Origin of the sequence: Sphingomonas elodea ATCC 31461 (assembly GCF_000226955.1) — a bacterium.
GTDB lineage: Bacteria > Pseudomonadota > Alphaproteobacteria > Sphingomonadales > Sphingomonadaceae > Sphingomonas > Sphingomonas elodea.
Genome location: NZ_AGFU01000020.1, coordinates 29473 through 43475, shown reverse-complemented (window position 1 = coordinate 43475; position 14003 = coordinate 29473). Strand labels below are relative to the sequence as shown.

11 protein-coding genes are annotated in these 14003 nt (G+C 66.7%); 2 read left to right on the top strand and 9 right to left on the bottom strand.

Annotated features, from left to right (window positions below; all coding sequences use genetic code 11):
* Positions 1-4: 4 nt before the first annotated feature.
* Positions 5-1015: an alpha/beta fold hydrolase gene (locus KK7_RS0107085; protein ID WP_010543945.1), complete on the bottom strand. Its 1011-nt coding sequence runs from the start codon at positions 1013-1015 to the stop codon at positions 5-7.
* 71 nt (positions 1016-1086) lie between these two features.
* Between KK7_RS0107085 and phaR the strand changes: the two genes are divergently transcribed.
* Positions 1087-1665 carry a polyhydroxyalkanoate synthesis repressor PhaR gene (gene phaR, locus KK7_RS0107080; RefSeq protein ID WP_010543944.1) on the top strand — a complete coding sequence of 193 codons (579 nt, stop codon included), beginning with the start codon at positions 1087-1089 and terminating at the stop codon, positions 1663-1665.
* A gap of 72 nt (positions 1666-1737) precedes the next feature.
* Here the strand turns inward: phaR and KK7_RS0107075 are convergent, their stop codons facing one another.
* On the bottom strand, positions 1738-2547 hold the full coding sequence (locus tag KK7_RS0107075) for a class I SAM-dependent methyltransferase (RefSeq protein ID WP_010543943.1): 810 nt from the start codon (positions 2545-2547) through the stop codon (positions 1738-1740).
* A gap of 51 nt (positions 2548-2598) precedes the next feature.
* On the opposite strand from KK7_RS0107075, the gene KK7_RS0107070 reads away from it, so the two are divergent.
* Complete coding sequence (locus KK7_RS0107070; RefSeq protein ID WP_010543942.1) at positions 2599-2784, top strand: hypothetical protein; 186 nt, start codon at positions 2599-2601, stop codon at positions 2782-2784.
* Between the two features lie 33 nt (positions 2785-2817).
* Here KK7_RS0107070 and KK7_RS0107065 read toward each other — a convergent pair whose 3' ends face one another.
* The 7 genes from KK7_RS0107065 to KK7_RS0107035 form a co-directional block, all read right to left on the bottom strand.
* Positions 2818-4371: a TadA family conjugal transfer-associated ATPase gene (locus tag KK7_RS0107065; protein WP_010543941.1), complete on the bottom strand. Its 1554-nt coding sequence runs from the start codon at positions 4369-4371 to the stop codon at positions 2818-2820.
* Between the two features lie 123 nt (positions 4372-4494).
* Complete coding sequence (locus KK7_RS0107060; RefSeq protein WP_237709154.1) at positions 4495-6486, bottom strand: TonB-dependent receptor plug domain-containing protein; 1992 nt, start codon at positions 6484-6486, stop codon at positions 4495-4497.
* A gap of 198 nt (positions 6487-6684) precedes the next feature.
* Positions 6685-7869 carry a BaiN/RdsA family NAD(P)/FAD-dependent oxidoreductase gene (locus KK7_RS0107055; RefSeq protein WP_010543939.1) on the bottom strand — a complete coding sequence of 395 codons (1185 nt, stop codon included), beginning with the start codon at positions 7867-7869 and terminating at the stop codon, positions 6685-6687.
* 91 nt (positions 7870-7960) lie between these two features.
* Positions 7961-9355: a dihydrolipoyl dehydrogenase gene (gene lpdA / locus KK7_RS0107050; RefSeq protein WP_010543938.1), complete on the bottom strand. Its 1395-nt coding sequence runs from the start codon at positions 9353-9355 to the stop codon at positions 7961-7963.
* Positions 9356-9460: 105 nt separating this feature from the next.
* The gene (locus tag KK7_RS0107045; RefSeq protein WP_010543937.1) at positions 9461-9736 is read right to left on the bottom strand and encodes a GIY-YIG nuclease family protein; all 276 of its coding nucleotides are present in this window, start codon (positions 9734-9736) and stop codon (positions 9461-9463) included.
* Positions 9737-9847: 111 nt separating this feature from the next.
* Complete coding sequence (gene odhB / locus KK7_RS0107040; RefSeq protein ID WP_010543936.1) at positions 9848-11062, bottom strand: 2-oxoglutarate dehydrogenase complex dihydrolipoyllysine-residue succinyltransferase; 1215 nt, start codon at positions 11060-11062, stop codon at positions 9848-9850.
* 2 nt (positions 11063-11064) lie between these two features.
* The gene (locus KK7_RS0107035) at positions 11065-13995 is read right to left on the bottom strand and encodes a 2-oxoglutarate dehydrogenase E1 component (RefSeq protein WP_029622995.1); all 2931 of its coding nucleotides are present in this window, start codon (positions 13993-13995) and stop codon (positions 11065-11067) included.
* Between the last annotated feature and the right edge of the window lie 8 nt (positions 13996-14003).

Sequence of the window (14003 nt, the reverse complement as noted above, 5' to 3'; positions counted from 1 at the left end):
GCGGCTATCTAGTGCGGCGCAGCGCGGTTAGCCAGTGCGCAAGCGGCTCCCATACCGCCTTGCGCGCGCGGCTGCCGACGATCATGCCGACATGGCCCAGCGCCATCTCGCGCACCTCGCCCAGCCGGGCGGCGCTCGCGGAGGGGACGATGCGGTCGGTGGTAGAGATCAGCGACAGCATCGGAATCGCCAGGGCCTCGGGCCGGGCGACGGTGCCCGCCACCGCCCAGCGGCCGCTGCCCGGCAAATCGGCGGAGAGAAAGTCGTCGAACAGCTGGCGGCCGGCACCGAAGGTGAGCGGCGCGCCGGCATTGGCCCAATCCTCCAGGGCGATGAAGGCGCGGGCTTCCGGACCCTGGGGCCGAAGGCGGCCGAATCGTTCGTACTTCAGGATCGTGCGGCGCGGGTCGAGCTGCCAGAAGCCTGCCTGCAGCACCTCCATCGGCACCATGCCGAGCTGCGCGCAGGCAGGATAGGCCTGGTCCCACAGCGCCGCAAACCCTTCGAGGGCCGCGCCATAGCCGGCGAAGTGCCAAGGCGCGGCGATGGTGACCAGGCCTGCCGTTTCAATCGCCTGCGCAGCGGCGATCGCCATGGTGCCGCCCAGGCAGTAGCCGGCCAGCGCGGGCGGGCGCGGTAGCTGGCGCAGCAGGGGCAGCAGCAGCTGTTCGACATGGCCGTTGACGTCCAGGCTCGCCTCGTCCGGGGTCGGCTGTCCCCAGTCGACCAGCAGCGGGCGCACCCCCTGCCGCGACAGCCAGCGCAGCAGCGAATTGCCGCGGGCAAGATCGAGCACCAGCGGCGGGTTGATCAGCGACGGCACGAACACCACCGGCTGCCCATGCCCGCCATAATCGCGCAGCACGGCGCGCCCGGCGCGCGCGACGACGGGCTTTTCCGGGCGCGGCGCCGGGCGCGGTGCCCGTTGATAGGCGGCGAGGCCCGCCAGCGCCGCCGCCCGCTTTTCCGGCGATGCTGCCGTTTCGTTGCGCAGCAATGCGAGAAAAAGCGGCAAAGGGCGCGGTCCGTGTTGCGGCGCGTCAGAAACTGTTGTTAGGTGCACGTCTGTCACGCGCGGGGTTTCCCATGAAGAAAGCTGCACCTGGAAGCGGTCCGGTCATTATCAAGAAGTACGCGAACCGGCGGCTCTACAATACCGAGACTTCGTCCTACATCACGCTCGAGCATCTCGCAGCGATGACGCGCGAGGGCCGCGACTTCAAGGTCGTCGACGCCAAGACCGAGGAAGACATCACCCACAACGTCCTCACCCAGATCATCATGGAGGAGGAAGCGCGCGGCCAGACCATGCTGCCGGTGAACTTCCTGCGCCAGCTGATCGCGCTCTACGGCGACTCGATGCAGGCGATGGTCCCAGGCTATCTGGAGGCCTCGATGGAGAGCTTCCGTCGCAATCAGGAGCAGTTCAAGTCGGCGGTCGAAGGCGCCTTCGCCAACTCGCCCTTCGCGGAGATTGCCAAGCGCAACATGGCGATGTTCGAGGCGGCGGCGAGTGCCTTCCAGCCCGGCGGCGCGGCTAACCCGACGCCGACGCCGGGGGCTGCGCCCGCTGCCACCGAAACGGGCAGCGGCGAAGGCGACGTGTCGGCGCTCAAGGCCGAACTCGCCCGGCTGCAGGAAAAGATCGAGAAGCTCGGCAAGTAAGCGGCGCATCGCAGCGAGTCCGTATCGCCGCCCCGCCCAAGTGGCGAGGGCGGCGACACGGCCTGGTTCGGATCAGGGCTTGCGAAACTTGAGCGTCATCCGGTCGCTCTCGCCGATCGCGGCATATTTGGCGCGATCCTGGTCCTTCAGCGCATAGGTGGGGGGCAGCGTCCACACACCATCCGGCCAGTCGGCGGTATCGGCCTTGTTCGCGTTGACCTCCGACGCGCCGACGAACTTGAAGCCGGCGGCCTCGGCAAGGCGGCGTACCGTCGACACCTTCAGATAGCCGCTCTTGGTCTCCCGCTCGTCGCTCGCACTTTCGGGCAGGCGATGGTCCTCAATGCCGAGCGTGCCGCCCTTCTTGAGCATCGCGTACATCTGCTTGAAGGCCTCGGGCGAATAGTCCTTGCCGTCCTTCCCGCCCATCCGCCAGTTGTGCACGTTACGGAAGGTGAGCACCACATCGGCGGTGCCGTCCGGCACCTTGGCCTGGCCGGCTGCAGCCGGGAAGCTGACGACGCGGATCGGGCCGTACAGGGCCGCGTCCTTGGCCTTCAGCGCCTCGATACCGCGGGCGTTGCCGCTCGGGACCGCGGCGTAGAGCGTGCCCTTGCCGCGCGTGAGCGGCGCGAGGATTTCGGTGTACCAGCCGCCGCTGGGCCAGATCTCGACCACGGTATCGCCCGGCTTCACGCCAAAAAAGGCAAGCGTTTCGGTGGGGTGGCGATACTTGTCGCGGGCGGTGTTGGCGGCCGTGCGGCTGGGCGCCGCTACCGCGCCCTCGATCGCCTGGCGCAGCGAAGAAGGTTGTTGCGCAGCAACGCTGGCGACGGCGGCGATGGTGGTTATGACGGCGATGCCGACAAGAGTCTGGCGCATTGGCAATGGCTCCCTGCTATCCGGGCGCGACTTTGAAGCAACAAGGTGACGATGCAACTACAATTCTGGATCGGCGCAGGCGTTGCGCTGCTGATCGCGATCCTGGCCGGACTTGCCGAGCATCGCCGGCGCAGGCGGCGCGATCTCGAGCGGGTGGGATGGGTGCCGTGGATAGCGATTCAGATGGCCGGCCTGTTCGCCGCGCTGGTGCTGGCGAGCGTCGCGCTGCATCTGTGATGATGCTGCCTTGCGCCTTCTCCTCCGCGGAGGTTACAGGCAGGCCTCCAGCAACGCCTGGTCGAACCCGAACTGCCGTGCCTTGTCGAGCGTGTACGGCCTCAGGCCCATCGAGCGATATTCGCCGATGATCTTCCCGTCGGTGCCCTCGTCGAGATACTCGAACTTGAACAGCTCCTGGGTCACGATCACCGGCCCCTCCATGCCGATCACCTCGGTGATGTTGGTCACCCGGCGGCTGCCGTCGCGCAGGCGCTTCACCTGGATGATCAGGTCCACCGAATCGGCGATCTGGCGGCTGATCGCTTCCTTCGGCACCTTGATGTCGGACATCATCACCATGTTCTCCATGCGCGCCAGCGCCTCGCGGGGGCTGTTCGAGTGGAGGGTGCACATCGATCCGTCGTGACCGGTATTCATCGCGGCGAGCATGTCGAAACACTCGGCGCCGCGGATTTCGCCGAGGATGATGCGATCGGGGCGCATGCGCAGCGCGTTCTTGACCAGGTCGCGGATCGAGATCTCGCCCTGGCCCTCCAGATTGGCGGGCCGGGTCTCCAGCGGCAGCCAGTGCGGCTGCTGGAGGCGGAGTTCGGCGGCATCCTCGATCGTCAGCACGCGCTCGCCGGGGTCGATCATCTTCGAGATCGCGTTGAGCATCGTCGTCTTGCCCGAGCCCGTACCGCCCGAGATGACGATGTTGAACCGGCTGGCACCCGCGATCTTGAGCGCGGTCGCCATCTTCTCGGACATCGATCCGCCCTTGGCCATCATGTCGAGCGTGATCGGCTTGGCGGAGAATTTGCGGATCGAGATGGCGGTGCCGCGCAAGCTGAGCGGCGGCACGATCACGTTGACGCGGCTGCCGTCCTTCAGGCGCGCGTCGGCAAGCGGTGTGGTCTGGTCCACCCGGCGGCCGACCGAGTTGCAGATCCGCTGGGCGATCTGGAACAGATGCTCCTCGTCGCGGAACTGGATGTTGGCCAGCTCCAGCTTGCCCTTGCGTTCGACATAGGTCTGCTCGGGGCCGTTGACCATGATGTCGCTGACCGCCGGATCGGCGAGCAGTTCCTCGAGCGGCCCAAGCCCGAGCAGCTCGTCGACCAGCACCTTTTCCAGCGCAAACTGCTCGCGACGGTTGAGGGTGAGCTTCAGCTCGCCGAGCACCTCGCCGATGATCGGGCGGAATTCCTCGGCCAGCTCGTCCTTGGTCAGCGTCGCCGCCGCTTCGGGATCGACGCGCTCGAGGAGGCGCGGCAGCACCTGCTCCTTGATGCGGTGGATCGAGGCCTCAAAACCTTCGTTGCGCGCCCCCCCCAGATCCACCGTCGCAGCCTGGCGATCGGCGAGTCGCTGCATCGCATCGGCGCTGGCGGCGCTGGGGCCGAGCGGATCGCGCTCCAGCATCGGATCGTACGGGCTCTGGCCGGGCAGCGGCACCGTTTCGAACGGCGGGAACTGCTCGCCGCCCAGCGGCAGCGGCTCGGGCCGAAGAAGGCCGCCGCCCTGCATCGGCCGCGCGACGCCGAACGCCGGTCGACCGCCGGTTCCGCTTCCCATGCCGCTGCGACGTCCGAACGCGCTCATCGAACCATTTGTCCTCAAGGAAGTATCGAGGATTGAGGGAAAAGCCTTGCGATTTGGCTAACCAAAGGATGCGGGCTTCGCCGATGCGGCCGGCACGCCCTGGCAGCGGCAAAACGGGTGTCGCTACAGCGTCCGCCGGAACTGCACATAGACATATTGGCCACGCCGCTGCGTCCGCCGCTCGCGGAACAGCAGCGGCGAGGCGTTGCGTTCGCCCGTGTAGAGGTCGCGATCGTAGATGCGCGCCGCGTTGTTCAGGTTGCCCAGGTCCAGCCGGATCGCCAGCCGCTTGCTCGGCTTCCAGATGGTGTAGATTTCAAGGCTTGGCTGCACCTCGGTCGTGCGGAACTCCCTGATGCGATAGAGGCTGGTGCTCGGCTGGCCGCAGCTGGCGAACACGCCATAGGTGAACCGGCCGCCGAACAGATCCTGGCTGAAGCTGCCGCTGCAGGTGAAAGGCACCTCGCTGGCATAGCGCCGCCGTGCGCCGGTCAACGGGTCGGTGACGTGGCTGCGCACCACCGACGCATTGCCCCGAAAGCGCGCATCCTTGATGCCCAGCTTGTCAAACGGCAGGGTCAGCGTGCTGGCCAGCGTATTGCGTGTGCCGGTGCCGATATTGCCGATCGCATCGAAGCCGCCGTCGAGCGGGATATAGTCGATGACGTTGCGGGTCGCCTCGTGCTTGGCACTCAGCTCCAGCGCCCCCTTGCCCCAGAAGCGATGCTCGACCACGGCTTCCAGCGTCAGCGCCTGTTCCGGCACCAGATCGCCATTGCCGGCGCGTACCGTGCCGAGATTGATCTCGGTAGCGGCGACGAAATCACTGAAATCGAGCTGGCTGACGCTCTGCTCGACGCGCAGCCGCAGCTGGTCCCGCTTGTTCGGTCGCCAGGTGAGCTGCAGGCGCGGCTTGGGGTAGAAGAAGGTACGGGCGCGATTGGAGTCGGCGTCGGCGGCGATCCGGGAGATCTCGGCGCGCATGCCTGCCTCCACGGTGATACGGCCGGAGGGCTGCCATCGCGCCAGCCCGAACACTTCCCCGCGGACTTCGCTGACGAACACGCTCTGGTCAGGGAGCGGAACGGGGATGCCCTGTTCGGCATAGTCGGTGCGGTTGTCGAGAAAATTGTAGGCGATCTCGCCGCCGCCCTCCAGCGACAGCGTCTTGCCCGGCTTGTAGCGCAGGATCGGGCGAAGGACCGATTCGCCGTTCCGCGATCGCTGACCGAAGGTGGAGACGAAGCCGCCCGCATCGGTGGTCGAATCATAGCGGGTGCGGCCGAGCCGCTGGAGGGCGATCACCTCCAGCTCGCTCTTGCTGCCTAGCGGGCGGTTCCAGTTCGCCCCCAGTTCACCCTTCCATTGATGCGTGAGGTCGATTGCCCGCCCGCTGCTGCCGCTGCCTTCCAGCAGGGTCACCGTCTGGCTGGTCGGATAGTCGAAATAGTCGAGCCGCGCATTGACCGTCAGCAGGCCACCGCCGAGGGCGCGCTGGATCGAGGTGCGGAGCGTTGCGGTGCGGTCGCGGTCCCAAAGGTCGAGGCTATGCCGCTGGAGCAGCCGGCCGCTGGCATCGGTGCGGGTGCGGATTCCCTGTGAGGTGTAGCTGGTCCGGTCGCTCAGCACCTCCAGCGACAGTTCGTCGCGCCGGTCGCCGTCGCGGCGGGTATATTGCAACGTCAGGTCCGGGCCGACATAGCCGTCGCGATAGACATAGCTCTGGAAGTTGATCAGCTTCTCGGTCGAGGCGGTGCGCTTCAGCACCACGTTGGCGATCACTGCACGGCCCTGCATGTCGATGCCGGGGGCGCCGCCGCGGATCAGCTCGATCCGTGCGACGCCGGACGCGCTGATGCGGCGGAGGATTTCGCCCAGCCCGTCGGTCTTGGAGGCGGGGGGCTTGCCATCGATCAGGACGTTGCCGGTGTTGCCGGCGATCCCCCGGGCGTCGCCATTACCGATGTCGAGGGTGAAGCCCGGCAGCCGCTGTACCATGTCGAGCGCGGTCGGAAGTGCCGTGTTGGCGAAGAACTCGGGACCATAGACCAGGATGCCCGACATCTGTTCCGTGCCGGAAGTCCCGGCATGCACCGCCTGCTGGTCTTGCGCCAATGCAGTGGCAGGGCAGGCCAACGCGGCCACCGCCAATACGCACGGTACTTTCATTTCGACCTGAAATGTCCCCCCGGGCCAACAATATAGCTGGACCCTGCAGAATTCTGGCCGAAGCAACGCAAGCTTTGCAAACGAAAAGCATAGACGGCGTAATTTTGCGCAGCACAACGTGCTGTTTGCGCAACAGAGGAAGGTTCAGAGGGCCTGCGCCGCTGCCCAGCCACTGGCCCAGGCCCATTGGAAGTTGTAGCCGCCGAGCCAGCCGGTGACGTCCACCGCTTCGCCGATCGCATAGAGGCCGGGCACGCGACGTGCCTCCATGGTCTGGGAGGAGAGATCGCCGGTGCTGATCCCGCCGACGGTGACTTCGGCCTTGGCGAAGCCCTCCGTGCCGTTCGGCGCAAACGGCCAGGCGGCCAGTTGCGCTTCGGCCTGGTCCAGCAGGGCGTCGCGGCAATTGCCGAGCTCGCTCGGCAGGGCAATGCGCTCGGCCAGCGTGGTGGCGAGCCTCTCGGGCAGCTGGCGGTTCAAAAGGCTCCGCAGATTCAGGCGGGGCTCGGTTCGCTTGGCCTCGCGTAGCCAGCCTTTGGGCCGTTCCGGCAGAAAATCGATCGCGATTGAGTCGCCGTGTCGCCAATAGGAGGAGATCTGGAGGATCGCCGGGCCGGAGAGGCCGCGATGGGTGAACAGCGCCGCCTCGCGGAATGCAGCCTTGCCCGCGCGGGCCTCGACGGACGTCGCGACGCCTGACAATTCACGGAACAGTGCCTGGTCGGGGCCGAGGGTCAGGGGGACGAGCGCCGGGCGCGGCTCGACCACCTTGAGGCCGAAGCGGCGGGCAAGGTCGTATGCGAAACCGGTCGCGCCGAGCTTGGGGATGGCCGGGCCTCCCGTGGCAATGACAAGGGCTGGGGCCTCGGCGACGCCCTTGTTGGTGGTCACCCCGAACCGGCCATCGGCATGATCCAGGGCGGTGATGCCGGCGCCGAGCTGCAGCACCACCTGGCCGCGATGGCATTCATCGAGGAGCATCTCGACGATCTGCCGCGCGGAGCCGTCGCAGAACAACTGGCCCAGCGTCTTCTCGTGCCAGGCGATGCCGTGGCGCTCGACCAGCGCGAGGAAGTCCTGCGCGGTGTAGCGGCCCAGCGCCGACTTGGCGAAATGCGGGTTGGCGGAGAGGTAGCGATCGGGCGCCGTGCCGACATTGGTGAAGTTGCACCGGCCCCCGCCCGAGATCAGGATCTTCTTGCCCGGCGCCTCGGCATGGTCGAGCAGCAGGACCTTGCGGCCGCGCTGGCCGGCCATGGCCGCGCAGAACATCCCCGCCGCGCCGGCGCCGAGAATGATCGCGTCATGGGTGCCGAGAGATGCGTGCATGGGCGTGCCGATAGCGTGCTTCTCGGGCCCCGAACAGCAAAACGCCGCCGGGAATGCCGGCGGCGTCTGCTTCGGTCCGAACGGGATCGGATCAGATATGGATCGGCTTGCCGCGCACGCCCATCGCCGCTTCCTTGATCGCCTCGGAATGCGTCGGGTGGGCATGGCAGGTATAGGCAATGTCTTCGGACGTCGCGCCGAATTCCATCGCCTGCGCGACCTGGGCGATCATCGTGCCGGCCGGCGCGGTGATGATCCAGGCGCCGAGCACGCGGTCGGTCTTGGCGTCGGCGATCACCTTCACCCAGCCGGTGGTGTCGTCGATCGCCTTGGCGCGGCTGTTGCCCGCCATCGGGAACTTGCCGACCTTCACCTCGCCCTTTTCGCGCGCCTGCTCTTCGGTGAGGCCGACGCCGGCGATTTCGGGATGGGTGTAGACGACGCTCGGGATCACCGCGTGATTCACAATGCCGGTCAGGCCGGCGATGTTCTCGGCGACCGCGATGCCTTCGTCCTCGGCCTTGTGCGCGAGCATCGGGCCCGGGATCACGTCGCCGATCGCCCACACGCCGTCGACGGCGGTGCGGAAGCTGTGATCGGTCTCGATCTGGCCGCGCTGGTTGGTGGCGAGGCCGATCTTGTCGAGGCCGAGGCCGTCGGTGTTCGGACGACGGCCGATCGCGACGAGCACGACATCGGCTTCCAGCGTTTCCGCAGCACCACCGGCGGCGGGCTCGACGGTGACGGTCGCCTTGTCGCCATTGACGGCAACGCCGGTCACCTTGGTGGAGAGCTTGATCTCCATGCCCTGCTTCTTGAAGATCTTGGCGGCTTCCTTGCGGACTTCACCGTCCATGCCGGGGAGCAGCTGGTCGAGATACTCGACCACGGTCACCTTGGCGCCGAGGCGCTGCCAGACCGAGCCGAGCTCGAGCCCGATCACGCCGCCGCCGATCACGACCATGTTGGCCGGCACCTTCTCCAGCGCGATCGCGCCGGTGGAGTCGACGACGACCTTCTGGTCGATCGCAACACCCGGCAGCGGGGTGACCGACGAGCCGGTGGCGATCACGATGTTCTTGGCGGTGACGGTGCGCTCGCCCACCTGCACGGTGTGCGCGTCGATGAAGGTGCCGAGGCCCTTCACCCATTCGACCTTGTTCTTCTTGAACAGGAACTCGATGCCGCCGGTCAGGCCCTTCACGGCCTTGTCCTTGTCGGCCATCATTGCCGGCAGGTCGAGCTCGACATTGCCCAGCTTGACGCCGTGCTTGGCCAGCGCGCCCGAGGCGGCTTCGTAGAACAGCTCGGAGGCGTTCAGCAGCGCCTTGGAGGGGATGCAGCCGACGTTCAGGCAGGTGCCGCCCAGCGTCTCACGGGCTTCGACGCAGCCGGTCTTGAGACCCAGCTGCGCCGCGCGGATCGCCGCGACATAGCCGCCGGGGCCGGAACCGATGATCAGGACGTCGAAATCATATTCAGCCATTTTCCGCTCCATGCGTGCGCCGCGTCAGGCGCCTTGCCGTGCTCCTGCGAACGCAGGAGCCCAGGGTTGCGAAGGTCGTTCCTCGATCCGGCGCCATCGCGCGGCTCAGCCGAAGAGCGTCCCGTACAAATCCTTCCACTGCGGGTTGTCGCGTTCGATCAGCTCGATCTTCCACGCCCGCTTCCATTTCTTCATCTGGCGTTCGCGAAGCCGCGCCCCGTCCAGATCCTCATGCGCCTCGTACCAGACGAGGAGCGTGCAGCCATTGTCCTTGGTGAAGCCCTCGATCATGCCGGTGCGGTGCTGGTACGCCCTGGCGGGCAAGTCGCTGGTCGATCCGACATAGATCGTGCCGTTGCGCTTGTTCGCCATGATGTACACGCAGCCGGATTTCGTGGGGATTCTCCTTGGCTTTGCGCACCCGCGAAAGCGGGGACCCAAGGCGAGCGCAGTACGCCGCAACCCTGGGCCCCTGCTTTCGCAGGGGCACGGTTAGAGGTCGATCAGCAGGCGGGTCGGATCCTCGATCGCGTTCTTGATCGCGACGAGGAAGGTCACCGCCTCGCGGCCGTCGATCAGACGGTGATCGTAGCTGAGCGCGAGATACATCATCGGGCGGACGACGACCTGGCCGTTACGCACCACGGGACGCTCCTCGATGCGGTGCAGGCCGAGCACGGCCGACTGCGGCGGGTTGATGATCGGGGTCGACATCAGCGAGCCGAACACGCCGCCGTTCGAGATGGTGAAGGTACCGCCCTTCATCTCGTCCATCTTGAGAGAGCCGTCCTTGGCGCGCTTGCCGAAATCGCCGATCGTCTTCTCGATGCCGGCGACCGACAGGTCCTGCGCGTCGCGGATCACCGGCACGACCAGGCCCTGCGGGGCCGAGACCGCGACCGAGATGTCGCAATAATCGTGATAGACGATCTCGTCGCCCTCGATCGAGCCGTTGACGCCGGGGATGTCCTTCAGCGCCATGCACGCGGCCTTCACGAAGAAGCCCATGAAGCCCAGGCGAACGCCGTGCTTCTTCTCGAACAGGTCCTTGTACTTGGCGCGCGCCTCGATCACCGCGGTCATGTCCACGTCGTTGAACGTGGTGAGCATGGCGGCGGTGTTCTGCGCTTCCTTGAGGCGCTTGGCGACGGTCTGGCGCAGGCGGGTCATCCGCACGCGCTCTTCCTTGCGACCGCCGGTCGAAGCCGGGGCAGCGGCAGGCACCGGAGCGGCAGCCGGGGCCGGAGCCGCAGCAGGCTTGCTGCTGGCGGCGGCGATCACGTCGTCCTTGGTCAGGCGGCCGTCCTTGCCGGTGCCCTGCACGGTCGAGGGATCGACACCCGTCTCGAGCACCGCACGGCGCACCGACGGCGACAGCGCAGCCGCATCGGCGGCGGGCGCCGGGGCAGCGGCCGGCGCCGGGGCGGGCGTTGCAGCCGGAGCGGCAGCAGCCGGAGCGGCCGCGGCACCTTCACCCGCGATGATCGCGATCACCGCACCCACTTCGACGGTATCGCCGACCTTGACGATCTGCTCGCCCATCACGCCGGCGACCGGCGACGGGACTTCGACCGAGACCTTGTCGGTCTCGAGGCTGGCGATCGGCTCGTCGACGCGGACGGGATCGCCCGGATTCTTCAGCCATTCACCGACAGTGGCTTCGGTGATCGATTCGCCCAGTACAGGGACTTTGACTTCGGTGGCCATTTTCAACCTTTCCGGGTGCGGCGGATTTCTTCGCGGACATTATGGCCGAGCGCGTCGGCAACGAGCGCGCCCTGCTCTGCGGTGTGGCGCTTCATCAGGCCGGTGGCGGGCGAGGCCGCCGCGGCGCGACCGGCATAGCGCGGACGCTGTACCTTGATGCCGGCGTCGATCAGGCACTGCTCGATCAGCGGCTCGACAAAGAACCAGTAGCCGTTGTTCTTCGGCTCTTCCTGCGCCCACACTACCTCTTCGAGGTTGGTCATGCGCTTCAGCCGTTCGGTCAGCGGCTCGCCCGGGAACGGGTAGAGCTGCTCGATCCGGACGATCGCGGTGTTCTTGTCGCCCGCCGCGTCGCGCGCTTCGATCAGGTCGTAGGCGACCTTGCCGGTGCAGAGCACGAGGCGCTTCACTTGCGCATCCGCCGGAGCGCTCGGGTCCGACAGGATCCGCTTGAAGTGGCTGTCGCCCAGGAACTCCTCGGCGCTGGAGACCGCCAGCTTGTGGCGGAGCAGCGACTTCGGCGTCATCTGAATGAGCGGCTTGCGGAAGTTGCGGTGCATCTGCCGGCGCAGCAGGTGGAAATAGTTGGCCGGCGTGGTGATGTTCACCACCTGCATGTTGTCCTGCGCGCAGAGCTGGAGGAAGCGCTCCGGACGCGCCGAGCTGTGCTCGGGGCCCTGGCCTTCATAGCCGTGCGGCAGCAGCATCACCAGGCCGTTGGCGCGGAGCCACTTGGACTCGCCCGACGCGATGAACTGGTCGATCATGATCTGCGCGCCGTTCACGAAGTCGCCGAACTGCGCTTCCCACAGCACCAGCGCCTTCGGATCGGCCAGCGCATAGCCATACTCGAAGCCGAGCACGCCATATTCGCTGAGCGGCGAGTCCAGCACCTCGAACCGGCCATGCGGCACCGTGGTCAGCGGCACATATTTCGCCTCGGTCTTCTGGTCGACCCAGACGGCGTGGCGCTGCGAGAAGGTGCCGCGACCCGAATCCTGGCCGGACAGGCGGACGGTATAGCCTTCCGACAGCAGCGAGCCGAAGGCCAGTGCCTCGCCGGTCGCCCAGTCGAAGTTCGCACCCGACTTGAACATCTCGCGCTTGGCATCGAGCACACGACCCAGGGTCTTGTGGATCTCGAGATCTTGCGGAACCGTGGTCAGCGTGCGGCCGATGCTGTCGAACAGCTTCTTTTCGATGCCGGTCTCGACGTTGCGCCGCGAGCCTTCGCCGTCCGACGGCGCGCCCAGGCCCGACCAGCGGCCGGCGAACCAGTCCGCCTTGTTCGGCAGATAGGTCTTGCCCGCCTCGAATTCGCCTTCGAGCAGCGTGTTGAACTGGGTGGTCTTCTCGTCGATGAAGCCCTGGTCGACCACGCCCTCGGCGATCAGCTTCTGGCCATAGATGCTGCTCACACCGGGGTGCTGGCGGATCTTCTGGTACATTAGCGGCTGGGTGAACCCGGGCTCGTCGCCTTCATTGTGGCCGAAGCGGCGATAGCACCACATGTCGATCACGATGTCGCGGTGGAAGGCCTGACGGAACTCGATCGCCACCTTGCAGGCGAAGGTAACGGCTTCGGGGTCGTCGCCGTTGACGTGCAGGATCGGCGCCTGGACGCCCTTGGCGACGTCCGACGGATAGGGCGAGGAGCGCGCGAACTGCGGGCTCGTCGTGAAGCCGACCTGGTTGTTGATGACGAAGTGGATGCAGCCGCCGGTATTGTAGCCGCGGATGCCGGAGAAGCCGAGCGTCTCCCACACGATGCCCTGGCCGGCGAAGGCCGCGTCACCATGGATCAGCACCGGCAGGACCTGGTCATGCTTTTCCAGATCACCGCGGATGGTCTGCAGCGCGCGCGCCTTGCCGAGCACGACCGGATCGGCCGCCTCGAGGTGCGACGGGTTGGCGACCAGCGACATGTGAACGCTGATGCCGTCGAACTGGCGATCGGTGGAGGTGCCGAGGTGATACTTCACGTCACCCGAGCCGGCGACGTCGTCCGGGTTGGCCGAACCGCCGCCGAACTCGTGGAAGATCACCCGGAACGGCTTCTCCATGACGTTGGCGAGCATGTTCAGGCGGCCGCGATGGGCCATGCCGTACACGATCTCGCGGACGCCCTGCTGGCCGCCGTACTTGATGATCGCTTCCATAGCCGGGATCATCGATTCGCCGCCGTCGAGGCCGAACCGCTTGGTGCCGACATATTTCTTGCCGAGGAATTTTTCCCACTGCTCGGCTTCGATGACCTTGGACAGGATCGCCTTCTTGCCGTCCGGCGTGAAGGTGATCGCCTTGTCCTTGCCTTCCATCCGGTCCTGGAGGAAGCGGCGTTCCTCCACGTCCGCGATGTGCATATATTCGAGGCCTACATTGCCGCAGTAATTGGCCTGGAGGATCGCGACGATCTCGCGCACCGTGCCGTGCTGCAGGCCGAGCGCGCCGCCCAGATAGATCGGGCGATCGAGGTCTGCGCCCGAGAAGCCGTGATATTCCGGCGTCAGATCGGCGGGCAGGTTCTGGCGGGCGAGGCCCAGCGGATCGAGATTGGCGGCGAGATGGCCGCGCACCCGGTAGGTGCGGATCAGCATCATCGCGCGGATCGAATCTTCCGCGGCCTTGGTCACGTCCGCCGTCGATGCGGCGGGGGCGGCCGGCTTGGCCGGCGCGCCGCCCTTGGCGGGCTTGGGCGCGGGCTCCATCTGGGTGGGGTCGAGCCCGGCCGTCAGCGCGTCGGTTTCGGTCAGCGGCCAGTTGGCACGCTGCCAGCTGGGGCCAGAGGCCGTGGATTCGAGACCCTCGAACCAGGCACGCCAGCTCGGTTCGACGGATGCCGGGTCGCTCTTGTAGCGCCGGTACAGGGTCTCGACGAAGCCGGGGCTCACGCCGCCGGCGATGTCGTCGAAGTCGAGGCCTTCATAGCCCATGATCATGC